The organism is Amycolatopsis ponsaeliensis (assembly GCF_030182635.1).
Taxonomy (GTDB): domain Bacteria; phylum Actinomycetota; class Actinomycetes; order Mycobacteriales; family Pseudonocardiaceae; genus Amycolatopsis; species Amycolatopsis ponsaeliensis.
This window is the reverse complement of the sequence record NZ_JAPZLD010000013.1, coordinates 215,376-240,216: the sequence shown is the minus strand read 5'-3', so window position 1 is coordinate 240,216 and position 24,841 is coordinate 215,376. Positions and strand designations below refer to the sequence as shown.

General features: G+C 72.0%; 21 protein-coding genes and 1 riboswitch. Of the genes, 13 read left to right on the top strand and 8 right to left on the bottom strand.

The genetic code is table 11. From position 1 onward, the window contains the following. Positions 1-129 precede the first annotated feature (129 nt). From cobM to QQ657_RS21345, 5 genes are read left to right on the top strand one after another with little or no spacing between them, the layout of a single operon-like run. The gene (cobM, locus tag QQ657_RS21365) at positions 130-891 is read left to right on the top strand and encodes a precorrin-4 C(11)-methyltransferase (protein ID WP_284743958.1); all 762 of its coding nucleotides are present in this window, start codon (positions 130-132) and stop codon (positions 889-891) included. Then, on the top strand, positions 888-1,904 hold the full coding sequence (locus QQ657_RS21360) for a Gfo/Idh/MocA family protein (protein ID WP_284743957.1): 1,017 nt from the start codon (positions 888-890) through the stop codon (positions 1,902-1,904). Before cobM ends, QQ657_RS21360 begins: the two co-directional genes overlap by 4 nt. After that, entirely contained in the window at positions 1,901-2,620 is a 720-nt protein-coding gene (locus QQ657_RS21355) for a cobalt-precorrin-6A reductase (protein ID WP_284743956.1), read from the top strand. Before QQ657_RS21360 ends, QQ657_RS21355 begins: the two co-directional genes overlap by 4 nt. Next, positions 2,617-3,276 (top strand): 5,6-dimethylbenzimidazole synthase, encoded by a 660-nt coding sequence (gene bluB / locus QQ657_RS21350; RefSeq protein ID WP_284743955.1) that lies wholly within the window; start codon positions 2,617-2,619, stop codon positions 3,274-3,276. The genes QQ657_RS21355 and bluB overlap by 4 nt, the downstream gene beginning before the upstream one ends. 18 nt (positions 3,277-3,294) lie before the next feature. After that, positions 3,295-6,387 (top strand): arabinosyltransferase domain-containing protein, encoded by a 3,093-nt coding sequence (locus QQ657_RS21345; RefSeq protein ID WP_284743954.1) that lies wholly within the window; start codon positions 3,295-3,297, stop codon positions 6,385-6,387. Between the two features lie 7 nt (positions 6,388-6,394). On the opposite strand, the gene QQ657_RS21340 is transcribed toward QQ657_RS21345, so the two are convergent. The 6 genes from QQ657_RS21340 to QQ657_RS21315 all read right to left on the bottom strand — a co-directional run bounded on the left by QQ657_RS21340 (position 6,395) and on the right by QQ657_RS21315 (position 11,676). Continuing rightward, positions 6,395-7,384 carry a substrate-binding domain-containing protein gene (locus QQ657_RS21340; RefSeq protein WP_284743953.1) on the bottom strand — a complete coding sequence of 330 codons (990 nt, stop codon included), beginning with the start codon at positions 7,382-7,384 and terminating at the stop codon, positions 6,395-6,397. Between the two features lie 67 nt (positions 7,385-7,451). Then, positions 7,452-8,207 carry a GNAT family N-acetyltransferase gene (locus tag QQ657_RS21335; RefSeq protein WP_284743952.1) on the bottom strand — a complete coding sequence of 252 codons (756 nt, stop codon included), beginning with the start codon at positions 8,205-8,207 and terminating at the stop codon, positions 7,452-7,454. Continuing rightward, positions 8,186-9,676: a precorrin-2 C(20)-methyltransferase gene (locus QQ657_RS21330; protein ID WP_284743951.1), complete on the bottom strand. Its 1,491-nt coding sequence runs from the start codon at positions 9,674-9,676 to the stop codon at positions 8,186-8,188. Before QQ657_RS21330 ends, QQ657_RS21335 begins: the two co-directional genes overlap by 22 nt. Further along, the gene (locus QQ657_RS21325; protein ID WP_284743950.1) at positions 9,673-10,296 is read right to left on the bottom strand and encodes a precorrin-8X methylmutase; all 624 of its coding nucleotides are present in this window, start codon (positions 10,294-10,296) and stop codon (positions 9,673-9,675) included. Before QQ657_RS21325 ends, QQ657_RS21330 begins: the two co-directional genes overlap by 4 nt. Further along, a complete protein-coding gene (locus QQ657_RS21320; protein ID WP_284743949.1) occupies positions 10,293-11,357 on the bottom strand; it encodes a ferredoxin-like domain-containing protein in 1,065 nt (354 codons plus the stop codon). Before QQ657_RS21320 ends, QQ657_RS21325 begins: the two co-directional genes overlap by 4 nt. Positions 11,358-11,361: 4 nt before the next feature. After that, positions 11,362-11,676 (bottom strand): DUF6191 domain-containing protein, encoded by a 315-nt coding sequence (locus tag QQ657_RS21315; RefSeq protein WP_284743948.1) that lies wholly within the window; start codon positions 11,674-11,676, stop codon positions 11,362-11,364. A gap of 107 nt (positions 11,677-11,783) precedes the next feature. Between QQ657_RS21315 and QQ657_RS21310 the strand changes: the two genes are divergently transcribed. The 3 genes from QQ657_RS21310 to QQ657_RS21300 are packed head-to-tail and all read left to right on the top strand — an operon-like array spanning position 11,784 to position 13,794. Continuing rightward, on the top strand, positions 11,784-12,710 hold the full coding sequence (locus QQ657_RS21310) for an ABC transporter ATP-binding protein (protein WP_284743947.1): 927 nt from the start codon (positions 11,784-11,786) through the stop codon (positions 12,708-12,710). Then, positions 12,707-13,558 carry an ABC transporter permease gene (locus QQ657_RS21305; RefSeq protein WP_284743946.1) on the top strand — a complete coding sequence of 284 codons (852 nt, stop codon included), beginning with the start codon at positions 12,707-12,709 and terminating at the stop codon, positions 13,556-13,558. Before QQ657_RS21310 ends, QQ657_RS21305 begins: the two co-directional genes overlap by 4 nt. A 2-nt stretch (positions 13,559-13,560) precedes the next feature. After that, positions 13,561-13,794, top strand: a complete 234-nt coding sequence (locus tag QQ657_RS21300) for a helix-turn-helix transcriptional regulator (protein WP_155541712.1) — start codon at positions 13,561-13,563, stop codon at positions 13,792-13,794. Here QQ657_RS21300 and QQ657_RS21295 read toward each other — a convergent pair. After that, on the bottom strand, positions 13,791-14,519 hold the full coding sequence (locus QQ657_RS21295) for a hypothetical protein (RefSeq protein WP_284743945.1): 729 nt from the start codon (positions 14,517-14,519) through the stop codon (positions 13,791-13,793). The genes QQ657_RS21300 and QQ657_RS21295 overlap by 4 nt on opposite strands. Positions 14,520-14,588: 69 nt before the next feature. Further along, a riboswitch (cobalamin riboswitch) is annotated at positions 14,589-14,698 on the top strand. Between the two features lie 31 nt (positions 14,699-14,729). On the opposite strand from QQ657_RS21295, the gene cobN reads away from it, so the two are divergent. The 5 genes from cobN (at position 14,730) to QQ657_RS21270 (ending at position 23,677) form a co-directional block, all read left to right on the top strand. Beyond that, positions 14,730-18,293: a cobaltochelatase subunit CobN gene (gene cobN, locus QQ657_RS21290; RefSeq protein WP_284743944.1), complete on the top strand. Its 3,564-nt coding sequence runs from the start codon at positions 14,730-14,732 to the stop codon at positions 18,291-18,293. 44 nt (positions 18,294-18,337) lie between these two features. After that, positions 18,338-20,215 carry an ArnT family glycosyltransferase gene (locus QQ657_RS21285; RefSeq protein ID WP_284743943.1) on the top strand — a complete coding sequence of 626 codons (1,878 nt, stop codon included), beginning with the start codon at positions 18,338-18,340 and terminating at the stop codon, positions 20,213-20,215. Between the two features lie 35 nt (positions 20,216-20,250). Further along, a complete protein-coding gene (locus QQ657_RS21280) occupies positions 20,251-20,907 on the top strand; it encodes a response regulator transcription factor (RefSeq protein ID WP_284743942.1) in 657 nt (218 codons plus the stop codon). After that, positions 20,904-21,986, top strand: coding sequence for a sensor histidine kinase (locus QQ657_RS21275; RefSeq protein WP_284743941.1), 1,083 nt, complete (start codon positions 20,904-20,906; stop codon positions 21,984-21,986). The genes QQ657_RS21280 and QQ657_RS21275 overlap by 4 nt, the downstream gene beginning before the upstream one ends. Before the next feature lie 485 nt (positions 21,987-22,471). After that, positions 22,472-23,677 (top strand): chitinase, encoded by a 1,206-nt coding sequence (locus tag QQ657_RS21270; RefSeq protein ID WP_284743940.1) that lies wholly within the window; start codon positions 22,472-22,474, stop codon positions 23,675-23,677. A gap of 35 nt (positions 23,678-23,712) precedes the next feature. Here QQ657_RS21270 and QQ657_RS21265 read toward each other — a convergent pair whose 3' ends face one another. Continuing rightward, entirely contained in the window at positions 23,713-24,807 is a 1,095-nt protein-coding gene (locus QQ657_RS21265; protein WP_284743939.1) for a dihydrofolate reductase family protein, read from the bottom strand. Positions 24,808-24,841: the final 34 nt, after the last annotated feature.

Below are 24,841 nucleotides of genomic sequence, written 5' to 3'. Positions count from 1 at the left end.
GGGGGCCCCCCGGGTCCCCCCCACAGCGGGGCCCGGGCGGGTGGGGGGTTAAAACCCGGTAAAAACCCGTTTTACACACCCCCCACCAGCCGCGGCAGACCGCTCGGCCGCGCCGGATGGTGGCAGCCGATGACCGTGCACTTCGTCGGCGCAGGACCCGGGGCCGCCGACCTCATCACCGTGCGGGGCCGGGACCTGCTCGCCCGCTGCAGCGTCTGCCTCTACCCCGGCAGCATGACCCCGCCCGACCTGCTCGCGTACTGCCCGCCCGAAGCAACACTGATCGACACCGCCGGCCTCAGCCTCGACGAGATCGTCGGAAAGCTCGTCGACGCACACAAGAACGGCCACGAAGTCGTCCGGCTCTGCTCCGGCGACCCCTCCCTCTACAGCGCCGTCGCCGAGCAGGCCCGGCGGCTCGACGCCGCGAACGTCCCCTACGCCGTCGTGCCCGGCGTGCCCGCCTTCGCCGCTTCGGCCGCCGTGCTGAAGCGGGAACTCACCGTGCCCGAGGTCGGGCAGAGCCTGGTGATCACCCGCGTCCAGGCGCGGTCCACCAAGATGCCGCCCCAGGAAACCCTCGCCGCCTTCGCCGCCACCGGGGCGACGCTCGCGCTGCACCTCGCGATCAACCACGTCGAGCGCGTCACCGAAGAACTCGTCCCGCACTACGGCGAAGACTGTCCCGTCGCCGTCGTCGCGCTCGCGACCCAGCCTGGGGAGACCGTCGTGCGCGGGGTGCTCGGCGAACTCCCCCGCCTGGTGCGCGAAGCCGGGATGACGCGCGCCGCCACCATCTTCGTCGGCCGGGTGCTCGCCGCCGCGGGCTTTCCGGACAGCTTCCTCTATTCCAGTGCCCGTGACCGGGCGAACCAACCGGAGTCGTTGTGACGGAACTGCGCTGGGGCCTGCTGGCCGCCGGGACCATCGCCGCCCACTTCGCCGCGGGCGTCGACGAGAGCAAGCACGGCACGCTCACCGCCGTCGCCGCGCGCAACGGCGACCGCGCCCGCGAGTTCGCCACCCGCTTCGAGATCCCCAAGGCCTACGGCAGCTACGAAGACCTCCTCGCCGACCCGGACATCGACGCCGTCTACGTCTCGACGCCGCACGCGCTGCACAAGGACTGGGCCATCGCCGCGGCCGAAGCGGGCAAGCACGTCCTCTGCGAGAAGCCCCTGACCCTCACCGCCGCCGACGCCGAAGAGGTGATCGCCGCCGCCCGCGCACACGACGTCTTCCTCATGGAGGCGTTCATGTACCGCCTGCACCCGCAGACGCGGCGGCTGGTCGAGCTGATCGCGAGCGGCGCGATCGGCGACGTCCGCGCGGTCGACACGACGTTCTCCTTCGACAGCAACCCGGAGGAGACGGCCCGGCTCGGCGACCCCGCGCTCGGCGGCGGCGGGATCCTCGACGTCGGCTGCTACTGCACGTCTCTGGCGCGGCTGGTCGCCCAGGCCGCGACCGGCCAGGACGTCGTGGAGCCCACCGAGGTCAGCGGGATGGCCCACCTGAGCAAGCAAGGCGTCGACGAGTACGCCACCGGCCTGCTGCGCCTGCCCGGCGACATCCTCGCGACGATCTCCTGCGGCATCCGGCTGACCCGCGAGGACGGCATCCGCGTGTTCGGCACGCGCGGGCAGCTCCACATCCCGCGGCCGGCGTGGATCCACCCGCTGCGCAAGCCCGGCGTCTCCCGGATCATCCTGACTCCGGCCGACGGCGAGCCCGAGGTCATCGAGGTCGAAGCGACCCAGGGTGTCTTCGCGCGCGAAGCGGACCACGTCGCCACGCACATCGGCGACCGGCAGGCACCCGAGCTGACCTGGGCCGAGACGCTGGCCAACATGCGCACGCTCGACCGGTGGCGCGAGGCCGTCGGCTACGGAACTGCGCAGTGATCCTCATCCTCGGCGGCACCGGCGAAGCGCGAAAACTCGCCGAAGACCTCGTAGAACGCGAAGTCCGCGTCGTGTCTTCGCTGGCCGGCCGCGTCGCACGGCCGAGGCTCCCGGTCGGCGAAGTGCGCGTAGGCGGCTTCGGCGGCCCGGAAGGTCTCGCCGCCTGGCTGCGCGAGAACGACGTGAAAGCCGTCGTGGACGCGACGCACCCCTTCGCCGAGCGCATCGGCGCGAACGCGGCGAACGCGGCCGAACAGACGCGAACTCCCCTGCTGAGGCTCGCCCGGCCCGGGTGGGAACCGGGCGAACGAGACGTCTGGCACTGGGCCGACGACCTCGAAGACGCCGCGAAAAAGCTCCCCGAGCTGGGCAAGCGCGTCTTCCTCACCAGCGGCCGCCAGGGTCTCCCCGCCTTCGCGCACCTCGACGACCTGTGGTTCCTGATCCGCTGCGTCGACCCGCCCGAGCCGCCACTACCGCGCCACCACGAGCTGATCCTCGCCCGCGGGCCGTACGAAGTAGCCTCCGAGCGCGAGCTGCTCGCGAGGATCGACGTCCTGGTCACCAAGGACTCCGGCGGCCCGCAGACCAGCGCGAAGCTGACAGCGGCGCGCGAACTGGGCAAGCCCGTCCTCCTGGTCCGGCGGCCGGCGAGACCGAGCACCGAAACCGCCGAGACCGTGCCCGAAGCCGTCGAATGGGTCCTGAACCGATGATCGAAGAGTTCTACGAGGTCCTGCGCAAACGCCGCGACGTCCGCGGCGAGTTCACCGGCGAGCCGATCCCCGAAGCCACCCTGCTGAGGATCCTCGAAGCCGCGCACGCCGCCCCCAGTGTCGGGCTCACCCAGCCCTGGGACTTCGTGCTGGTCGACGACCACGCCACGCGCGAGACGTTCGCGAAGCACGTCCACGAGGAGCGCGAGGTCTTCGCGGAGCAGCTCACCGAAGACCGCGCGAGCACCTTCGCGAACATCAAGATCGAGGGCATCCTCGAGGCGAGCCTCGGCATCGTCGTCACCTACGACCCGGCCCGCGGCGCGCCCGACGTCCTCGGCCGGCACGCCATCGCCGACGCCGGCCTCTACTCGGTGTGCCTCGCGATCCAGAACCTGTGGCTCGCCGCGACCGCCGAGGGCCTCGGCGTCGGCTGGGTCAGCTTCTACCGCGAGCCGTTCCTCGGTGAGCTGCTCGGCGTCCCGGACGGCATCCGGCCGGTCGCGTGGCTCTGCGTCGGGCCGGTGAGCAAGCTGGAAACGGTGCCCGACCTGGAGCGCCACGGTTGGCGCAGCCGCCGTCCCCTGGCCGGGGCGCTCCACCACGGGCGCTTCACCCCGCGTGACCCGGGGGTTGCGTCAGCCGCCGACGTCTGACCCGTTAGCGTTGCGCCGATGCGTCTGATTGCCGTAGCGCTGGGGCTGCTCTCGGCCTTGTGCGCGCTGGCTTTCCCCTTCCTGCCGGTGGTGCAGGACACGGCGGAGGTCGTCTGGCCGACCGGCAGCGACACCCGCTCCGTCAACGCGCCCTTGACCGGGTACTGGGCCCAGGACCTGCGCGCCGAGCTGCCGTGCGCGGCCATCCGCTCGGTGGACGCCCGCACGACCGGCCCCGGCCTGCTCTTCGCCACCGTGCCGGACGGCCGCACCGACCCGAAGGCCGGCAAGGGCGTCGGCCTGCAGCTGCGCATCGACAACGGCGTGCTGCTCGCCTCCAGCCAGGGCCAGCAGATCGCCCAGCAGCCGCTCCCGGCCGAGAAGTGCGACGTCGAGCTGGACGTCGACGCGACGCAGATGACCCTCGCCGTGGCCGGGACGCCGGTGTTCCACGCGAACGGCGACGTCCGGCCCCGCGTGATCGGCATCTACTCCTCGATCAACTCGAGCAAGGACCCGATCGCCGGCCTGCACGTCTCGGTCGTGCCGGACACGCGCTACCAGACGTCGCCGACCGCGCTGAAGATCGGCGTCGGCGTGCTCGCCGTGCTGTCGCTGATCGGCTGCATGATCACGGTCTGGCGCCGCGACTCCGGCTCGGCGAGACGCGCGCCGCGCTGGGCGCCGGTCGGCTGGTGGCGGCTGACGCTGCGCGACACGACGGTGATCGCCGCGCTCGGCGCGTGGGTCTTCATCGGGCCGGTGACCTCGGACGACGGCTACATCCTGACGATGGCCCGGGTCACCGAGCAGACCGGGTTCCTGACGAACTACCACCGCTGGTTCGGGGTCGCCGAAGCGCCGTTCGGCTGGTACTACCACGTGTTCGAGCTGATGGCGCACGTCAGCGTCGTGCCACCGTGGATCCGGCTGCCGTCGTTCCTGCTCGGCGTGCTCAGCTGGCTGCTGATCAGCCGCGAGGTGATGCCGCGCCTCGGCACCCAGATCCGCACCAGCCGCCCGGCCAGCTGGGCCGCGGCGACGGTGTTCCTGATCTGGTGGATGCCCTACAACAACGGCGTCCGCCCGGAACCGGTCGCCGCGCTCGGCTCGCTGCTGGCGATCTGCGCGGTGGAGCGGACGCTGGTGACGCGGCGGCTGCTGCCACTGTGCCTCGGCCTGATCGCGGCCGGGTTCACCCTGGCCGCGACGCCGACCGGGCTGATCGCGGTGGCGCCGTACCTGGTCGCCGCGCGCCCGCTGTTCAAGCTGATCCGCCAGCGGGCGAACGAAAACGGCTGGCTGCCGGTGCTCGCGCCGGTCGCCGCGGCCGGGCTGCTGGTGCTGGTCGTGGTGTTCGCCGACCAGACGTTCGCGACCGTCCAGGAGGCGACCCGGATCCGGACCCAGGTAGGCCCGAACCTGTCGTGGTTCCAGGAGCTCGCGCGCTACCAGCTGCTGTTCGCCGACCTGCCGGACGGCTCGGCACCGCGCCGGTTCCCGGTGCTCCTGGTCGTGTTGTGCACCGCCACCTGCCTGGTGATGCTGCTGCGCCGCGGCCGCATCCCCGGCGCGGCGCTCGGCCCCGCGCGCCGCCTGATCGGCACGACGGCGCTGTTCTTCCTGCTGCTGGCCCTGACGCCGACGAAGTGGACGCACCACTTCGGCGCGTTCGCCGCGGTCGGCGCGTCGATGGCGGCGCTGGCCGCGCTCGCGACCAGCTCGACCGTGCTGCGGTCCAAACGCAACCGCGCGGCCTTCCTCGCCGCACTGCTGGTGGTCGCCGCGCTCGCCGCGACCGGGCCCAACACGTACTGGTTCGTCTCGCGCCTCGGCGTCCAGTGGACGAACGTGGCGCCGTCGATCGGCGGCATCGGCCTGTCCACGATCCTGCTGGTGGCCGCGGCCGTCGCCGGGATCTACGCGTTCGTCGAGAACGTCCGCGCGCACCGGCCGGGCCTGCCGGCCCAGCCGCAGGAGGGCAGGCTGCGCGCGCTGCGGCTCGGGTCACTGTCGCTGGTGGTGGTCTGCGGCCTGGTGGCGGGCGGCGAGTTCGTCACGATGGCGTGGGCGATCCACAACCAGGCCGGCAGCTACAGCCTCGGCGCGGCGAACATCGGGCACCTGTTCGGCAAGAGCTGCAACCTCTCCGACCACGTCATGGTCGAGCGCGACGCGGCGACGAGCATCCTGCACCCGCAGGCCGAGCAGCGGACGGTCGCGGAGAAGCCCAAGGAGCCGGACTCCCCACTGCCGAACCCCGACCAGGACAACGGCCGCGTCCAGACCGGCTTCCACACCCGCGCGGTCGACGACAAGGACCCCCTGGCCGAGCCGCCGCACGGGTTCACCCCGGAGACCGTGCCGATGTGGTCGAGCTACCTCGACCAGGAGACGCGCGCGGGCCGCCTGCGCAGCGACTGGTACGCGCTGACGGAGAAGCCGGCGGACGGCCAGATCGTGGTGGCCACGGCCGGCGCGGCCCGCCGCCCGACGTCGGTCAGCCTCGACTACGGCGTCAACACGCCGGAGGGCGTGAAGGTGCTGCGCAGCCAGTTCATGCTCCCGCCGGGCTCGGGCACGGGCGGCTGGAACGACACGCGCATCAACCTGCGCGACCTGCCTGCGGAGACGAACGCGGTCCGCATCAACATCGTCGACAACGACCTGACGGAGGACGGCTGGATCGCGGCGTCGGCCCCGCGCGTCCCGACGTTCACGACGCTGACGGACAAGATCGGCTCGAAGCCGGTGTACGTCGACTGGCCGGCGTCGTTCGTGTACCCGTGCGTCCAGCCGGTGACGTCCCACGACGGGATTTCGCAGGTGCCGGAGTACCGCATCACGGCGGGCGGCCTGGCGGACGAGGCGGAGTGGGCGTCCTCGACCAACGGCGGGCCGATCGGCTGGCTGGAGGAGCTGGCCGAGGAACCCGAGGTGCCGAGCTACCTGATCGGGCAGCCGAGCCAGTCGTGGGGCCAGCTGCTGCAGATCGAGCCGTTCACCGAAGGCATCGCGCCGACGGTGGTGCACGGGGAGAAGACCGTGCCGGGGTGGTGGTCCCCGGGACCGGGCCCGAGCCAGCCCAACGGCAAGGACCCGACGCGCTAGCCTGCGCTCACGTGCCGAGCAGTTCCGGGGCGATGATCTCCTCGACCGTCCACCGACGCTTCGACAGGCCCTGCTCGTGGTGGTAGCGCAGGAAAGTGTCGAGCTCCGACCGGTTCGCCGACACCCCGTACGGCCACCAGTCGTCGCCGAACAGGCGGTCGTTCTCCTCCATCAGCGCGTTGACCCACGGCAGCATGACCGGTGCCTCGTAGAGGCGGCGGAACCTCCGGTAGCGGTCCGCGCCGGTCTCCTTGGCGTCGTGGAACGCCGTGTAGACGGCCCGCGCGAGGCCGGGGTTGGCGTCCAGCAGCTCCCGCCGGGCCACGACCGTGTGCATGATCGGGAAGTTTCCGGTCCGGCGGTAGTAGTCCCGTTCGAGCGGTTCGTAGGCGGGGAACAGCCGGGTGATGTTCGGGGAGCCGTCCAGGAACGGCTGCGGGACGTTGGCGGTGAACAGCGCGTCGATCTCGCCGCGCTCGAGCATGCCCGACAGCGTCCGGCCTTCGGGCGCGGTGGTGATGTCGAGACCGTCCGGGTGCGGGTGGCTGGTGAACTCGAACGGCGGCGCGGGGTGGTCCAGCCCGCCGATCACCCACCGGTTGGCTTCGGGCTTGAAGCCGTGCTCGTCGGCGAGGATGCCCTTCATCCAGACGCCGGGGTCCTGGCCGTAGACGCCGAACTCGCCGATGGTCCTGCCGACGAGGTCGGCAGGCCCGGTGATGCCGCTCCCGGTATGGACGAACACGGCCGAGTGCCGGAACAGCCGGACGGGAAAGGCCGGGATGGCCACCAGCGGTGTCCCTTGGTCCAGCGCTCGCAGGAAGAAGGTCAGCCCGAACTCGGACACGTCCACCTCGTTGCGCACCAAGCGTTCGAAGACCTCGGGCAAGGTCGCCGCGGTCGACATCGTCGTGCTCGCGACCCCGTCCACCGTCACCGATCCGTCGAACAAGGCCTCGGTGTTGTCGTAGCGAAAACTCCCGATCCGCAAGTCCATGTCGCTCCTCTCGTCGTACTTCCGATCATCACGGCGAGTACGACGGCGAAGCCAACACCGATGCGGTTCAGGCGATACCGGACCGGTATGACGTCCACGCGGTACGGCGCTGGAGCAGGAACCCCGCGCGCTCCAGGTTGGCCACGCTCGGGGAGCCCGGACGAGCCGTCGCCACCGCCAGGGTGCAGCCCTCCGCGGCCGCCGCCACGAGGCGGCGGCGCAGCAACGCCGGCTGCGCGCCCCGGCCGCGGTACTCGGGCAGGGTCGAAGCCGCCCCGAGGATCGCGACGCCGCCGTCGATCGTCATGCCCGCGGCGGCGATCGGCGTCTCCCCTTCGCGCACGACGAACCGGCGCATGATCGGGAGCCGGTGTTCGGCGGTCATGAACGCGGCGACCGGGCCGTGGGCCTCGAACCCCGCCAGCAGGACCTGCAGGAACGTGTCTTCGCCGACCGCTTCCGGAGCCGGAGCCGACGTGGGCTCGAGCTGCCGCACGGCCAGGATGCGTTCACCCGCCGGCACCAGTCCCGGCACCGGCAGCCCGGCCGGCGCCACCACGGTCGGCTCCGCACCGTCCCTGTCGGACTGCCGCAGGAAGCCGGCCACGGCGGGCAGCGTCTCCGGCGTCACCCCGGTCACCGTCGACAGGTACCCGAGCGCGGGATCCGTCGCCTGCACCGCCAGCAGGCCCGCGTGCTCCCACGCCCGGAACCGGCCGGGCACGCCGGCGGCCGACGCCGCGTCGCACGCCAGCGCGGTCCGGCGGTGCAGGGCAAGCTCCGCCCGGCGCACGTCGGACGTCAGTAGCTGCGCGGAGTCCACACCACGCCGTCCTCCACCCGGGTACGCGACGAACCCACGATCAGCAGGCAACGCATGTCCACTGTGGACGGATCCAATCCGCCCAGCGTCGTCACGCGGATGTCTTCCTCCGGGCCGCCGACGTCCCGGGCCACCACGACCGGCGTCTCCGGGGTGCGATGGCGCAGCAAGACAGAGCGGGCGTCCGCCAGCTGTGTCGTCCGGGAGCGCGACGCCGGGTTGTACAGCGCCAGCACCAGGTCGGCCGCTCCCGCCGCGTCGAGGCGCTTCTCGATGATCTCCCACGGCTTCAACCGATCCGACAGCGACAGCACGCAGTAGTCGTGGCCCAGCGGCGCGCCGACGCGGGACGCCGCTGCCTGCGCGGCCGTCACACCCGGGACGATCCGGACCCGCACACCCGCGCCGTGGCCCGAAGACACCTGTTCCAGCACCGCCGACGCCATCGCGAACACCCCCGGGTCGCCCGAGGACACCACCGCGACCCGCGCGCCCGCCGCGGCCAGCGACAACGCCTCCACCGCCCGGTCCGCCTCGACGCGGTTGCCGGACGCGTGCCGCCGCTGTCCGGCCTTCTGCGGCACCCGGGCGACGTACGGCCCGTAGCCGACGATGTGCTCCGCGGCTGCCAGCTCCGCGGTGGCCTCGGGCGTCAGCCACTCGGGACCCGCCGGGCCGAGCCCGACGACGACGACTTCGCCCGTGCCCTCGGCAGCCGGAGCGGGTTCGGGTGCGGGCGAAGTCCGTGACGCATAAGCCGGCGAAGGCAGCAGCGCCAGGGAAAAGTACGGCACCGAAGCGGGATCCACGTCGGCCAAGGGCTCGATCCGCTGCTGTCCCCAGGTCGCGCGCTCGACGTAGACGGCGTCGTCCAGTTTCCCGGCCTCTTCGAAGGCCTCCCGCACCGAGCCGAACGTGCGGCCCAGCTTGAGCACCGCCGCCGCGTCGGTGTCCGCGAGCCGCCGGGCCAGTTCGGGCGCCGGGAGCGTGCCTGGGAGCACCGTGAGCACCTCGTCGCGCTGCACCAGCGGGCGGCCGAGCACCGACGACGCCGCGCTCACCGACGTCACGCCTGGCACGACGACTGCGTCGAACCGCCCGGAAAGCCGTTCGTGCATGTACATGTACGAGCCGTAGAAGAACGGGTCGCCTTCGCAGAGCAGGACGACGTCGCGTCCCGCGTCGAGGTGCTCGGCGAGCCGCTTCGCGCTCAGCTCGTAGAAGTCCGCAATAGCACCTTCGTAGCCGCCGGGGTGGTCGGTCGTCTCGGTCGTGACCGGGTAGACGAGCTTCTCCTCGACCTGCCCCTCGCGCAGGTACGGCTCGGCGACCGACCGCGCGATGCTCCGCCCGTGCCGCGCGCAGTGGTACGCGATCACCGAAGCTTCGGAGATCAGCCGCGCGGCCTTGACCGTCATCAGTTCCGGGTCGCCGGGGCCGAGCCCGACGCCGTAGAGCGTCCCGGTCATTCTTCGACGCTCGCGAGCGCGTTGATCGCCGCGACGGCCATCGCGCTGCCGCCCCGCCGTCCGTGCACCACCAGGTACGGCGCCGGCGCCCGCTTGGCGAGCTCCACTTTGGACTCGACGGCGCCGACGAACCCGACCGGGACGCCGATGATCGCCGCGGGCGCGCCGACGCCTTCGTCGAGGATCTCCAGCAGGCGGAAGAGCGCGGTCGGCGCGTTGCCGATCGCCACGACCGAGCCGGGCAGCTTGTCCCGCCACAGTTCGAGGGCCGCCGCCGACCGCGTGGTGCCCATCCGCTCGGCGAGCGCCGGCACCCGGGTGTCCGAAAGCGTGCACACGACTTCGTTGCCCGCGGGCAGGCGGCGCCGGGTGACGCCGCTGGCGATCATCTGCGCGTCGCACAGGACCGGTGCGCCGGCTTCGAGCGCGGCGCGGCCGGACTCGACGACGTCGAGCGTGTAGCGCAGGTCGTCGACCAGATCGACCATGCCGCAAGCGTGGATCATCCGGACCGCCAGGCCCGCCACGTCGTCGGGCAGGATCGCCAAGTCCGCCTCCTCGCGGATCGTGGCGAACGAGTGCCGGTAGATCTCGGCACCGTCCCGCAGGTAGTCGATCACAGCTTCCCTTTCAGCTCGTCGAACGGCACCCACCGGCCGTCGACCCGATATCCGTCCGCTTCGGCGACAACGTCCACATGGGACTGCGACGGCTTCCCGCACCGCCGTTCACAGCCGGAGAAGTGCGCGCGCAGGCCCGGCCGGAAGACGGCGTCGGCCCGCACGTCGGCCCGCGACTTCGCGCAGCCGGGCCGGCCGATGCACGCGCTCGTGCCGAGCGGTTCACCACCGAAACCGAGCCGCTCGAAGACATCGGCGGGCGCGTCCGGCAGCACGAGGGACTTCCACGGCGTGACCAGCGCCGGGCCGATGTCGGCCAGGGCCCGCACCTGCGCGGCGCCGAACTGCCCGAACCGCGGCACCACGCCCGCGGCGGACCCGGAGATCATCCCGGCCGGCACCGGGACGTCGGCACGCGGCACCGGCGTCCCGCGCCACGCCGGGTCGTCGAGTTCGGCGACGCGCCAGGCGGATCCGCGTACCCGGCCGAACTCCAGCGCGACGTCGATCAGCGCCGTCACGGCGTCCGCGCGAGCGACCCGGCGTCCGGTGTCGCCGCCCGCGAGCAGCAGCGTCCCTTCGGCAGGGCCGGTCGCGCGCCAGCAGACGTCGGCGCCTTCCCCGGCGACGTCACCGCGGCCGTCGTCGAAAGCGAAGAGGAAGCGTCCCGGCAACGAGGCCAGCTCGGGGATCGAGCACAGGAGCAAGTCCAGCCCGGCGGCCAGGCCCCGGACGTCCGCGAGCCCGCCGGTCAGCCCACTCAACGGCGAGGCCAGGACGTTCCGGACCCGTTCGTGGGACGGCGACGGCAGCAGGCCGGCGTCGGCCAGCCGGGCCGCGAGCCCGGGCCGCGTCACCCCGCGCAGCTGGACGTTGCCGCGGGAAGTCAGGTGGAGGTCGCCGTCGCCGCACGCTTCGGCGCAGTCGGCGAGCGCGCGCAGCTGCGCCGCGGAAATCGCACCGCCGGGCAGCCGGACCCGCGCCAACGGGCCGTCGGCGGCGTCGTGGGGAGCGAAAACACCCGGGCACGCGTCGGCTCGCGCACGTGCTGGGGTCGGCATGAGGTCACTGTAGCTGGCGGTTCTCCGGCTCCTGAGGGTCCGAACGCGGCCGGATGCGGGCGATCCCGCGGTCCAGGTCCACGTCACGCCGGGGTGGCGCGCCATCGGCGTCCTGCTCGACGAGCATCGACATGGTTTCCCGGTGTTCCAGCTCACGCCGCTTGGTGCCGTAGAGGAACGCGGTGGTCTCCTCGATGTAGGTGGCGGACAGCCGGGCCTTGAAGCGCGACCCGTTCTTGCGCGGCCGCAGTTCGATGGCGGCCATGACCAGCAGGATCACGACGCCGCCCGGGAGAGCCAGCCCCAGCCAAGTACCCATGCCCGGCGAACCGGATGACCGCCGGTCAAGTTCCCGGCGCAGCAGAAGTCTGATCGAATATAGTACGTGTGCTACATTCGATCGCATCAGTCCGATGGGGGTTGGCGATGAGAGATCGAGCAGTTCCCGTGGTCCGCGTTCGCGGGCTGCGGATGCGGTACGGCACGAACGACGTGCTCCACGACGTCGAGTTCGAGGCCCACCGGGGCGAGGTCGTGTGCCTGCTCGGGCCGAACGGCGCGGGCAAGACGACGACGATCGAGATTCTCGAGGGCTTCCGGATGCGGTCGGCCGGCGAGGTGAGCGTCCTCGGGGCCGACCCGGCGCACGGCGGTGAAGACTGGCGGGCGCAGCTGGGGGTCGTGCTCCAGTCCTGGCGCGACCACGGGAAGTGGCGGGTGCGGGAGCTGCTCGCGCACCTCGGCCGGTACTACGCGCCCTACTCGACGCCGTCGCACCCGCGGCCGTGGGACGCCGACGAGCTGATCGCGGCCGTCGGGCTCACCGAGCACGCGCAGAAGAAGATCAAGACGCTCTCCGGCGGCCAGCGCCGGCGGCTCGACGTCGCGATCGGCATCGTCGGGCGCCCGGAGCTGCTGTTCCTCGACGAGCCGACGGCGGGCTTCGACCCGGAGGCACGGCGGGAGTTCCACGACCTGGTGCACCGGCTGTCCGACGAGCTCGACACCACGATCCTGCTCACCACGCACGACCTCGACGAGGCCGAGAAGCTGGCCGACCGGATCCTCATCCTCAACGGCGGGCGCATCATCGCCGACGGCTCGGCCGACGCCCTGTCCCGGCAGATCTCCGGCGAGGCCGAGGTCCGCTGGACGGTCGACGGCCAGCGCTTCGTCCACTCGACGACCGAAGCGACGAAGTACGTGCACGACCTGTTCAAGCAGCACGGCGAGGCCGTCGCGGACCTCGAGGTGCGGCGGGCTTCGCTGGAGGACACCTACATGACGCTGGTGCACCGCGCCGAGACCGGCGGCGAGACGGAGCTGGGCCTCCAGGAGGCGGGTGCGCGATGAACGCCCAGACCGCCGCCCTGCGGGCCGGGGTGGCCCGCGGCTGGATCGAGTTCAAGCAGACGTGGACCAACCGCGACGACGTCGTCGGCCAGTTCGTCTTCGTCGCCCTCTTCCTCGGCACGCTGTTCTTCATGCGGAACGCGACCCTGCCCGGCACCGGGTTCTCGCTCGGCGCGGCCACCGTGCCCGGCGTGCTCGGCGCCGGGATCGTGTTCAACGGGCTGAACAGCACGGCGGGCTACCTCGCCATCGACCGCGAGGACGGCACGCTGCTGCGCGCGAAAGCGACGCCGAACGGGATGCTCGGCTACCTGGTCGGGAAGACGACGGCAGTGGCGATGGCGCAGGTCACCGGCATCCTGCTGGTGCTGGTCCCGTGCCTGTTCCTGTACTCCGAGCTCGCGCCGGACGGCCTCTGGTCGTACCTGAACCTGCTGTGGGTGCTGGCGCTCGGGCTGACCGCCACCCTGCCGCTCGGAGCCGCGCTGGGATCGCTCACCAACAGCCCGCGGTCCATCGCGCTGATCACGCTGCCGATCATGGGCCTGGGTGCGATCTCGGGGATCTTCTACCCGATCACCGCGCTGCCGGGGTGGGTGCAGGACATCGCGCAGGCCTTCCCGATGTACTGGCTGGGTCTCGGGATGCGCTCGGCACTCCTGCCCGACAGCGCGGTGATCGTCGAGATCGGCCAGTCGTGGCGGCCGTTGCCGACCCTGGCCGTGCTCGTCGCGTGGTCCGTGATCGGATTGGCCATGGCCCCGGTGCTGCTCCGCCGCATGGCGCGGCGGGAAGCGGGTTCGTCGGTGGCCGAACGCCGGGAGAAGGCCATGCAGCGTGTGGGGTAGCAATGAGTGAGGTCGTCTACAACCGGATCGCGATGCTGCGCGCGGAGCGGTCGATCTCGCGGCGCCAGCTGGCGGAGGCACTCGGCGTGCACTACCAGACGATCGGCTACCTGGAGCGCGGCGAGTACAGCCCGAGCTTGTTCGTGGCACTGCGGATCGCGGAGTTCTTCGAGGTCCCGCTGGAGGTCCTGTTCTCCACCAAGCCGTTCCCGCGGCTGGGAGAGCAGTCCGCCTAGGGCTTCGTGAGGTCGGCTTCGACGAGCGCCCGGACGACGTCGCCGCGGCGGTCCTCCCGGACGGTCCGGTTCAGCTCGACGTGCAGGAACGGCGCGGCGCCGGTGGCCCGGCCCTGGACGTTCGTCGTCCCGGCCAGGCCCCGGCACGGCTCGGCCCACGCCCGGCAGACGCGGAACCCGGCCTCGTCGAGGCGGTCGGCCGCGCGGCGGGCGGCGTCCCCGGCTTCGGCGGCCCCGGCGGAGAGCACGACGTCCGCCGTGGCGAGGGTGGTGTCGTTGAAGCCGTGCAGCTGGACCTGGGGCAGGCCGCGCCGGGCCAGCAGCGTGGCGACGACGTGGAAGACGGTCCCGGTGTCGTGCGCGGGGTCTTCGCGGCGGCGGTGGGCCCCGCCGACCGCGAGGATCGCGCCCGGCGTTCGCTGGAAGAGGTCGAGGCCGATCAGCTCGGTCCGCAGGTCGGACGACGCGTGCGGCGCCTCGACCACCAGCGACGGCGGCGCGGACCGGTCGATGGCGTACAGGCCCCAGGCGCGCTCGGAGCCAGGCTCCTGGACGGCGAGCGAGTCGTCCCGCACCGAAAACCCCAGCTCGCCGAGGTCGTGCGGGGCCCGGTCGAGGAGCGCGGCGAACCCGGCTTCGGCCGCCGCCAGCTCGTCGGCGGTCGCCCGGCGGTAGCGCTGGCGGCTCGACTGGGCGGCGGCGAAGTCGCGGAGGAAGGCTTCCAAGCCGCCAGGTTACCGAGCGCCGGTCAACGTCACCTTGACGCACCTCGACCGGCACCGGAGAGTGGAGCCGATACCCACGCGTCGGCAGGTGGAGGAACCCGGTGAGAGTCCGGGGCGGTCCCGCCACTGTGACCGGAGAGATCTCCGGGAGCCAGGAACTCCGGCCGGCGCGCCCGTCTACCCGGGGCGCGGACCCCGAGGAGGAACCTCGTGATCCTGCTTCTGTCCACTTCGGACACCGACCTGCTCAGCGCCCGTTCGGCCGAGGGCGAGTACCGCCTGGCGAACCCCGCGCGGATCGGCGTCGCCGAGCTGCCGGCCCTGCTCGACGGCGTGCGCATCGCGATCGTCCGCATCCTCGGCACCCCGCGGACCTGGCAGGAGGGCCTGGACACGCTGCGGGCGTCGGGCGCGCACGTCGTCGTCCTGGGCGGGGAGCAGACGCCGGACGCCGAGCTGATGAAGCTCTCGACCGTCCCGGCCGGCATCGCCGCCGAGGCCCACGCCTACCTCGCGCAGGGCGGCCCGGCGAACCTCACCCAGCTGCACCGGTTCCTCTCCGACACGCTCCTGCTCACCGGCGACGGCTTCGAGCCGCCCGCGCAGCAGGCCGCGTGGGGCATCCTCGAGCGGCCGTCGCTCGCCGAAGGTCCGGTCATCGGGATCCTCTACTACCGGGCGCATCACCTGTCCGGGAACACGAACTTCGTGCACACGCTTGCCGACCAGATCGAGGCCGCCGGCGGGCGCGCGTTGCCGATCTACTGTGCTTCGCTGCGTACGCGCGAGCCGGAGATGATGGCCGAGCTGGGCAAGGTCGACGCCCTGCTCGTCACCGTGCTGGCGGCCGGCGGGACGCGGCCGTCCGAGGTCGGCGCCGGGGGCGACGACGAGGCGTGGGACGTCGCCGAGATGGCCGCGCTCGACGTCCCGATCCTGCAGGCGCTCTGCCTGACCAGCGACCGCGAGACGTGGGCGGCCAGTGACGACGGCCTTTCGCCGCTCGACGCCGGGAACCAGATGGCCGTCCCGGAGTTCGACGGGCGGCTGATCACGGTCCCGTTCTCGTTCAAGGAGCTGGACGCCGACGGCCTCCCCCGGTACGTGCCGGACGCCGAACGCGCGTCCCGCGTCGCGAAGATCGCGCTCGCGCACGCCCGCCTGCGGTACACGCCTCCCGCGGAGAGGCGCATCGCGCTGATGCTGTCCGCGTACCCGACCAAGCACTCCCGCGTCGGCAACGCGGTCGGGCTGGACACGCCGGCGTCGGCGATCGAGCTGCTGCGGCGGATGCGCGCGCAGGGCTACGACCTGGGCGCGGACGCGTTCCCGGGCGTCGACCCGACCGGCACCGACCAGCCCGACGGCGATGCGCTGATCCACGCGCTGATCGCCGCGGGCGGCCAGGACCCGGAGTGGCTCACTGAGGAACAGCTGTCCGGCAACCCGATCCGCGTGCCCGCCGCGCGCTACCTTTCGTGGTTCGAGGCGCTGCCGGCCGACCTGCGCGAGGGCGTGGAGGAGCATTGGGGCCCGGCTCCCGGTGAGCTGTACGTCGACAACGGCGACATCGTGCTGGCGTCGCTGCGGAGCGGCAACGTCATCATCATGATCCAGCCGCCGCGCGGGTTCGGCGAGAACCCCGTCGCGATCTACCACAACCCGGACCTGCCGCCGAGCCACCACTACCTGGCCGCGTACCGCTGGCTGGAAGAGGAGTTCGGCGCGCACGCCGTCGTCCACCTGGGCAAGCACGGGTCCCTGGAATGGCTGCCGGGCAAGACCGCCGGGCTTTCGGCGTCGTGCGCGCCGGACGCGGTGCTCGGGAACCTGCCGCTGGTGTACCCGTTCCTGATCAACGACCCGGGCGAGGGCGCGCAGGCCAAGCGGCGGGCGCACGCGACGATCGTCGACCACCTGATCCCGCCGATGGCGCGCGCGGAGTCGTACGGCGACATGGCGCGGCTCGAGCAGCTGATGGACGAGCACGCGAACATCGCGGCGATGGACCCGGCGAAGCTGCCGGCGATCCGCGCCCAGATCTGGACGCTGATCCAGGCGGCGAAGCTGGACCACGACCTCGGCATCGACGAGCGTCCGCACGACGCGGAGTTCGACGACTTCCTGCTGCACATCGACGGCTGGCTGTGCGAGGTCAAGGACGCCCAGATCCGCGACGGGCTGCACATCCTGGGCGCGGCGCCGGTCGGCGAGGCCCGCGTCAACCTCGTGCTGGCGATGCTGCGGGCGTCGCAGATGTGGGGTGGCAAGGAAGGCGCGGTGCCGGGGCTGCGGTCGGCGCTGGGGCTGAAGGAAGACGCGTCGACGTCCGAAGTGGACGCCGTCGAGAAGACGGCGCGGGAGCTCGTCCAGACGATGGAGATGCGCGGCTGGGACGCCACGGCGGTCGAGTCGGTGGCTCCGGACGCTTCTGTCGCCCGAGTGCTTTCCTTTGCGGCCAACGAGATCGTCCCGCGGCTCGCGGGCACGTCCGCCGAGCTCGACGCGGTGCTGCACGCGCTCGACGGCGGCTACATCCCGGCCGGGCCGAGCGGATCGCCGTTGCGCGGCCTGGTGAACGTACTGCCGACCGGGCGCAACTTCTACACGGTCGACCCGAAGGCGATCCCGAGCCGGCTGGCCTGGGAGACCGGGCAGGCGCTGGCGGATTCCCTCTTGAAGCGCTACCGCGAGGACAACGGCGACTGGCCGCGGTCGGTCGGGCTGTCGGTGTGGGGGACGTCGGCGATGCGGACGTCCGGCGACGACGCGGCGGAAGTCCTGGCGCTGCTGGGCGTCCAGCCGGTGTGGGACGAGGCATCACGGCGGGTGACGGGCATCGAGGCGATTCCCCTGTCCGAACTCGGCCGCCCCCGCATCGACGTCACGATCCGCATCAGCGGGTTCTTCCGGGACGCGTTCCCGCACGTGATCGCGCTCATGGACGACGCGGTGCGGCTGGTGGCCGCGTTGGACGAACCTTTCTCGGAAAACTTCGTCAGGGCCCACGTTTCTTCCGACTTGGCCGCGCACGGCGACGACCGCCGGGCGACGACGCGGATCTTCGGCTCGAAGCCGGGAGCGTACGGCGCGGGTCTCCTGCCGTTGATGGACAGCGGAAACTGGCGCGACGACAAGGACCTGGCGGAGGTGTACGCGGTCTGGGGCGGTTTCGCGTACGGCCGCGACCTGGACGGCCGCCCGGCGCGCGAGGACATGGAGAGTTCGTACAAGCGCATCGTGGTGGCGGCGAAGAACACGGACACGCGCGAGCACGACATCGCGGATTCGGACGACTACTTCCAGTACCACGGCGGGATGATCGCAACGGTCCGCGCGTTGACAGGCACGGCCCCGGCGTCCTATGTGGGCGACAGCACCTCGCCGGACGCCGTCCGGACACGAACTCTGGGCGAGGAGACGGCCCGGGTGTTCCGGGCCCGGGTGGTGAACCCCCGCTGGCTGGCGGCGATGCGCCGTCACGGGTACAAGGGCGCGTTCGAGCTGGCGGCCACAGTGGACTACCTGTTCGGCTTCGACGCCACGGCCGGCGTCGTCGGCGACTGGATGTACGAGAAGCTGACCGAGTCGTACGTGCTGGACGAGGTGAACCAGGAGTTCCTGCGGCAGGCCAATCCTTGGGCGCTGCGGGGGATCGTGGAGCGGTTGAACGAAGCGGCGGACCGTGGGCTGTGGGAGGAGCCCGATCCGGAGCTTCTGGCTCGCATGCGTGAGGTGTACCTGTCGCTGGAGGGCGACCTCGAAGCGGAGTAGCTCGGAAACGCCCGGGAAACGCGGGCCGGAGTTGGGTGGCGGGCATGATCACCGCCGCCCCTCCGAAGACCCGCTCCTGGGCGCTTCCGCTCATCTGCCTCGGCGCCGCCGTGCTCTACGCCTGGAAGATCGGCGACGGCCAGCTCGGCAACACCTACTACTCGGCCGCCGTCAAGTCGATGACCGGTGGCTTCACGAACTTCCTCTTCGGCTCCTTCGACCCCTACGGCGTCGTCACGGTCGACAAACCGCCGATGGCCCTGTGGCCGCAGGCGATCTCCGCGCTGATCTTCGGCTTCCACGGCTGGGCGCTGCTGCTGCCGCAGGTCCTCGAAGGCGTCGCGGCGGTCTTCCTGCTCCACCGCACCGTCCGGTTGTGGGCCGGCGAGAACGTCGCCCTCCTGGCCGCGGCGATCCTCGCGCTGACCCCCGTCACCGTGATCATCGACCGCGACAACAACCCCGACACGCTGCTCGTCCTGTTCCTGGTCGCCGCCGCGTACGCGCTCACCCGCGCGCTCGAAGACGGCCGGAAATGGCTGTGGTGGTGTGCTTTCTTCGTCGGCTGCGGATTCCTGACGAAGATGCTGCAGGCCTGGATCATCGTGCCCGCACTCGTCCTCGCCTACCTCGCCGGGACGAGCGGGCCGCTCAAGCGCCGTCTCCTGGACGTCCTCGGCGCCGGCGCGGTCCTGGTCGTCTCGTCGTTCTGGTGGATCGCGCTCTACGACTGGTGGCCCGGCGCCAAGCCGTACATGGGCGGCAGCGAAGACGGCTCCGCGTGGGACCTCGTCTTCGGCTACAACGGCTTCGGCCGCCTCTCCGGCGACGGCGAGGGCGGCGGCATGATGATCATGCGCAACGGGCAGCAGACCATGTCGTCGTTCGGCGGCGACCCCGGGCCGGGCCGGATGTTCAACGACCTCGTCGGCGGGCAGATCTCCTGGCTGCTGCCGCTGGCGCTGCTCGTCCTGGTCGTCATCGGACGCCGGTGGCGCGACGCCGGCTGGCTGCTCTGGGGCGGCTGGCTGCTGGTGACGACCGCGGTCTTCAGCTTCGCCGGCGGCATCTGGCACCCGTACTACACGACGGCGATGGCCCCCGCGATCGCCGCGGTCGCGGCCGCCGGGCTCGCGCTGCTGTGGCGCCACCACCGGCGGACCCTGCTCCCCCTCGCCGTCGCGGTGACCGCGGCCTGGGCGTTCGTCCTGACTTCGCGCGACACGACGTACTACGGCTGGACGCGGTGGGCGGTGCTCGGCACGGCCCTGCTCGCGATCACCTGGCTGGCGGTGGCGCCCCAGCAACGCGCGTTTGTCGCCGCGCTGGTGCCGCTGCTGCTCACCCCGGCGGTGTGGTCGTTCGCCGCCGCGCAGAGCACGTCCGCCGGGACGCTGCCCGCCGCCGGGCCGGCCGGCGGTCCCGGTGCTCCCGGCGGGCCCGTCATATCCGGCGGTCCGGGTGGACCAGGTGGACCGGGCGCGCAGCCTCGGCTGATGATCGCCGGGGGCGGCGACGGCACCGCCACGCTGTCGGACGAGCAGCGGCGCATCCTCGACTACGCCCGCCGGAACGGCACCGAGATCACCCTCGCGGTGAACGCCGAAGCGAGCTCGGTCGCGCCGTTCCTCATCGACTCCGACGCGACGGTGATCGGCATGGGCGGCTTCGGCGGCCGCGACAACGCGCCGTCGGTCGCGCAGCTCGACCGCTGGCTGGCCGAGGGCAAGCTGCGGTTCGTGCTGAGCAGCGGGGGCACCGTCCAGGGCCTGCCTTCGCGCAGTCCCGTCCAGGACGAACGCCGTCGCTGGATCGAGCAGCACTGCACGACCGTCGATCCGGCGGCGTACGGCGGCCGGTCCGGCCCCGGCGACGGGCCGGTGCGCATCGGCGGCGCGGACACGCTCTACCAGTGCCGCTAACGGCGAGGAAACACCGGCGCGGCGATCATGGCGGCATGCGGGTCCTGGTGGTGGAGGACGAGCCGATGCTCGCGGACGCGATCGCGGAGTGGCTGCGCGACGAGTCGCACGCGGTCGACATCGCCCACGACGGCGGCGCCGCGCTCGACCGGATCGCCGTGCACGACTACGACGTCGTCGTGCTCGACCGGGACCTACCGGTCGTGCACGGCGACGACGTCTGCCGGCGGGTGGTGGCGTCCGAGGCGGCGACGCGGGTGCTGATGCTCACGGCGGCGGTCGAGGTCACCGACCGCGTCGCCGGGTTGTCCCTCGGCGCCGACGACTACCTGACGAAGCCGTTCGCCTTCCCCGAGCTGGCCGCGCGCATCCAGTCGCTGGGGCGGCGCTGCCGGCCGGCCGCGCCGCCGATCCTGCGCCGTTCCGGCGTCACGCTCGATCCGGCGCGCCACGAGGTGTTCCGCGACGGGCGCTACCTCCCACTGTCCAAAAAGGAGTTCGCCGTGCTGGCCGAGCTGCTGCGCGCGGACGGCGCCGCCGTGTCCGCGGAACACCTGCTGGAGAAGGCGTGGGACGAGCACGCGGACCCGTTCACCGGTGCGGTCCGGCTCACGATCCTCAAGCTGCGGCGCAAGCTCGGTGACCCACCGCTGGTGGAGACGGTCACCGGGGTCGGCTACCGGCTCCGATGAGCCTCCGGCTGCGGCTGACCGCGCTCTACGGTGGCCTGTTCCTGCTGGCGGGCGGGGCACTGCTGGGCGTCACGTACCTGCTGTTCACGCAGCAGGTCGGGCGACGGGTGACGTTCATCGCGGGCACGGCGTCGCCCGGCCTGCCCTTGCTGCCTTCACCGGAGTCCCTCGACGAGCAGGCGCGTCAGGTCCGCGAAGCGGCGGCGACGTCGCTGCTGACGCAGGGGGCGATCGCGCTCGGCGGGGTGGCGGTGCTGGCGGCCGGGCTGGGCTGGCTGGTCGCGGGCCGCGCGCTGGCACCGTTGCGGCAGGTCACGGACACGGCCCGCCGCATCGCGGCGGCGGCCGACCCGGGCGTGCACTCACGGATCGCGTTGCGCGGCCCGGACGACGAGGTGAAGGACCTCGCCGACGCGTTCGACGTGATGGTCGAGCGGCTCGACCGGTCGTTCGACGCGCAACGCCGTTTCGTCGCGAACGCGTCGCACGAGCTGCGCACGCCGTTGACGTTGAACCGTTCGCTGGTCGAGGTGGCCATGCACCGCCGCACGGCATCCGACGACGTCCGTCAGCTCGGCGACAAGCTGCTGCAGATCAACGCGAGGCACGAGAAGCTGATCAGCGGGTTGCTGCTACTGGCCCGGTCCGAGAGCGCGCTGACCGAGCGCTGCCCGGTGGACCTGGCGGCGGTGATCGCGCACGTGATCCCGCCGGAGGTCACGCAGGACCTGGGCGAGGCGACGGCTGTGGGCGACGCGCTGATGCTGGAGCGCCTGGCGCACAACCTGGTGGAGAACGCTCTCCGCCACAACGTGGAAGGCGGCTGGGTGCGGGTGGCGACCCGGTCGTCGCCGGGCCGGGTGGAGCTGGAGGTGGCCAACAGCGGGCCGGTGATCCCGCCGGAGGAGGTACCGGCGCTGTTCGACCCGTTCCACCGGCGCGCCCGGGTGGCGGCGGAGGGAGCGGGGCTGGGGTTGTCGATAGTCCGTTCGGTAGCGCACGCCCACGGCGGCGAGGTGGCGGCGACGGCGCGGCCGGAGGGCGGGCTGGTCGTGGTGGTGACCCTGCCGGCGGCTTGAGGGTCGCTGAGTCGGCATGGCCACAATCGCAGAGCGCGCCGCTGCCGACTCGCCTGCTCCGCCTCCGCGAGTTTGGGGGCTCGCATCGCTCCGGCATGCCGTTTGCCCGCCTCGCCGCCGCGAGCTTCGGAGCTGCATCGCTCCACACTGCGCGCGCCACTCGCCCACCGCGCCCCGCGAGCGTGGGGCTCACATCGCTCCAGCACTGCTCGCGCCGCTTGCCCTTTTCTCCGCCGCCGCTTGCCCTCCGAGCTCCCGAACCGCGCCTCGGCGCGCGGGGATCCGTTCGCCGCCTTACTCTCCCGGTCACTCCGCCGTTTCGAGCCGGCTCGTCCTCACCCGCGTAGCGCCATTCCCGGACAAATATCGGATATTCCGGCGCTTTTCGCCCGCCGATCCCCACTGTCCGACCTTCGCGTCTTGACTTCATCAATGGTCTAGTCCAATAGTTTGTCCACCCTCGAACCCCACCGGGAGGACAGATCATGCGCAGAAGCAGACTGGCCGCCATCGGGCTCGCCGCCGCCACCTTCATCGGTACAGCTGTGAGCCTCGTGATCGGCGCGCCCTCCGCGACAGCGGCGCTGAGCAACAACTGGTACGCCGCCGCACCGTATCTGATGCCCGTGAGCAACAATCCGCCCGATCCGATCACCGTGATGAACGCGACCGGGCTCAAGGCCTTCCAGCTCGCGTTCATCCTCGCGCCCAACGGCGGCGGCTGCAGCCCGACCTGGGACGGCACCAACGCGGTCTCCTCCGACACCACCGTCGCGAACGTGATCTCCCGGATCCGGGGCAACGGCGGCGACGTCTCGGTGTCCGTCGGCGGCTACGGCGGCACGAAGCTCGGCCAGACCTGCGGGAACGTGGCCGCCACCGCCGCCGCGTACCAGCAGGTCATCACCAAGTACTCGCTCAAAGCCATCGACTTCGACCTCGAAGAGCCCGAGTACGAAAACACCGCGGCCATCGCGAACGAGCTCGGCGCGGCGAAGACGTTGCAGGCCAACAACCCCGGCCTGTTCGTGTCGGTGACCATGCCGGGCACCGCGGCCGGCACCGGCTGGTTCGGCACGCAGCTGCTCGACCAGGCGAAGTCGATCGGCTTCTCGCCCAACAACTTCTCGATCATGCCGTTCGACGGCGGCTTCAACGGCGGCTCGTCGCAGGTGTCGGCGCTCGAAGCCCTGCACGGCCTGCTGATGTCGCACATGGGCTGGGACAGCGCGACCGCGTACTCGCACGAGGGCTTCTCCGGCATGAACGGCAAGTCGGACGCGTCCGAGATGTTCTACACGGCGGACTTCCAGACGGTCTACGACTACGCGACCAGCCACGGCCTCGGCCGCTTCACGTTCTGGTCGGTCAACCGCGACCGCGCGTGCGTCGGGACGACCGACAACGGCGTCTGCAGCAACGTCCCGCAGAACGACTGGGACTTCACGAAGTTCAGCGTCCGGTTCGCCGGCGCGACCCCGCCGCAGACGACGCCGACCGTGACCACGACCCCGACCACCCCGGGCGGCGGCTCCTGCACCGCGGCGGAGTGGGATCGCACCAAGGTCTACGTGAAGGACGACGTGGTCAAGCACAACAGCCACAAGTTCACCGCGAAGTGGTGGACCCAGGGCGAAGAGCCCGGCACGACCGGTGAATGGGGCGTCTGGGTCGACAACGGCGCCTGCTGAGCCACCCGGCCCGCGCGAGTTCCGGCTCGCGCGGGCTACTTCCAGTCGAGGTGGGTGTTCTCGCGCTGGACCTCCGGGGTCAGCGCGGGCACCTCGACGACGTGCCGCCCGGCGTCCCGCAGCAGCTCGGTGCCCTGGGCGTCGACGAAGACGGGCGGCTCGCGCCACGCGAAGACGACCCGCGGGATCCCGGCGCCGAGGATCAGCTCGGTGCAGCTGCGCGGGTGGGAGCTGCGGTTGCTGCACGGCTCCAGCGAGCTGTACATCGTCGCCCCGGCCAGGCGCGGGTCGCCGGCGCACTTGGCGAGCGCGGCCTCCTCGGCGTGGTTCAGCGGGTCGCCCTCGCCGGAATGCCCGGTCGCGACGACTTCGCCGTCGGCGTCGGTGACGACGGCCCCGACCCGGAAGGTGTGGCTCGGCGGGCACTCGGCGGCGAGCGCGATGGCTTCCCGCAGGCGCCGGACGTCCCGGCCGGTCGGCTCGGCCGCGGCCCGGTACCGGAGGATCGCCATCCCCTGGAGCTCTTCGACGCCGGCCAGGGTCAGCGGACGCGGGTAGAGCCCGGGCCCGACGAACCGCGGCGCGGCCGGCTGCCCGACGAAGAACGGCGCGATCGCGAGCCGCAGCTCGTCGGCGAGGCCTTCGGTGAGGAACCGGGTGTGGATCCCGCCACCGCCTTCGACCAGCAGGTTCCCGATGCCGCGTGCTCCGAGGTCGTCGAGGACGCGCGAGAAGTCGGCAGGATCTCCGGCGTCGACGACGGTCGCGACGTGCTTCAGCGCGTCGGCGGCCCCGGGCGGCGCGTAGACGATCTTTTCGGTGTCCCCGACGGTGAAGAACTGCGCGTCCGGGTCGAGGCCGCGGGTGGTCACGGTGACCTTGACGGGTTGTTCGGGCTTTCCCTGCTCCAGCCGCCTCCGCCGCAGCTCGGGAGAGCGCACGAGCAGCCGCGGGTTGTCGGCCCGGACAGTCCCGGCCCCGACGAGGATCGCGTCGGCCTCGGCCCGCAACCGGTCCACGACCGCGAAATCGTCCTCAGTGGACAGTACGAGCCGCTCGGGCGAGGTGTCGTCGAGGAAGCCGTCGAGCGACTGCGCGACGGACAGCAGGACGTGCGGCCGGGTGATCACCCGGCCCAGTATGCCGCGCCGTAACACCCCCGGC

Excerpts from the sequence above, each read along its gene's own strand:
- cobM (WP_284743958.1), top strand. The coding sequence starts at position 130 with ATGACCGTGCACTTCGTCGGCGCAGGACCCGGGGCCGCCGACCTCATC.
- bluB (WP_284743955.1), top strand. The coding sequence starts at position 2,617 with ATGATCGAAGAGTTCTACGAGGTCCTGCGCAAACGCCGCGACGTCCGC.
- QQ657_RS21345 (WP_284743954.1), top strand. The coding sequence starts at position 3,295 with ATGCGTCTGATTGCCGTAGCGCTGGGGCTGCTCTCGGCCTTGTGCGCG.
- QQ657_RS21340 (WP_284743953.1), bottom strand. The coding sequence starts at position 7,384 with ATGGACTTGCGGATCGGGAGTTTTCGCTACGACAACACCGAGGCCTTG.
- QQ657_RS21330 (WP_284743951.1), bottom strand. The coding sequence starts at position 9,676 with ATGACCGGGACGCTCTACGGCGTCGGGCTCGGCCCCGGCGACCCGGAA.
- QQ657_RS21320 (WP_284743949.1), bottom strand. The coding sequence starts at position 11,357 with ATGCCGACCCCAGCACGTGCGCGAGCCGACGCGTGCCCGGGTGTTTTC.
- QQ657_RS21315 (WP_284743948.1), bottom strand. The coding sequence starts at position 11,676 with ATGGGTACTTGGCTGGGGCTGGCTCTCCCGGGCGGCGTCGTGATCCTG.
- QQ657_RS21310 (WP_284743947.1), top strand. The coding sequence starts at position 11,784 with ATGAGAGATCGAGCAGTTCCCGTGGTCCGCGTTCGCGGGCTGCGGATG.
- QQ657_RS21305 (WP_284743946.1), top strand. The coding sequence starts at position 12,707 with ATGAACGCCCAGACCGCCGCCCTGCGGGCCGGGGTGGCCCGCGGCTGG.
- QQ657_RS21300 (WP_155541712.1), top strand. The coding sequence starts at position 13,561 with ATGAGTGAGGTCGTCTACAACCGGATCGCGATGCTGCGCGCGGAGCGG.
- QQ657_RS21285 (WP_284743943.1), top strand. The coding sequence starts at position 18,338 with ATGATCACCGCCGCCCCTCCGAAGACCCGCTCCTGGGCGCTTCCGCTC.
- QQ657_RS21280 (WP_284743942.1), top strand. The coding sequence starts at position 20,251 with ATGCGGGTCCTGGTGGTGGAGGACGAGCCGATGCTCGCGGACGCGATC.
- QQ657_RS21275 (WP_284743941.1), top strand. The coding sequence starts at position 20,904 with ATGAGCCTCCGGCTGCGGCTGACCGCGCTCTACGGTGGCCTGTTCCTG.
- QQ657_RS21270 (WP_284743940.1), top strand. The coding sequence starts at position 22,472 with ATGCGCAGAAGCAGACTGGCCGCCATCGGGCTCGCCGCCGCCACCTTC.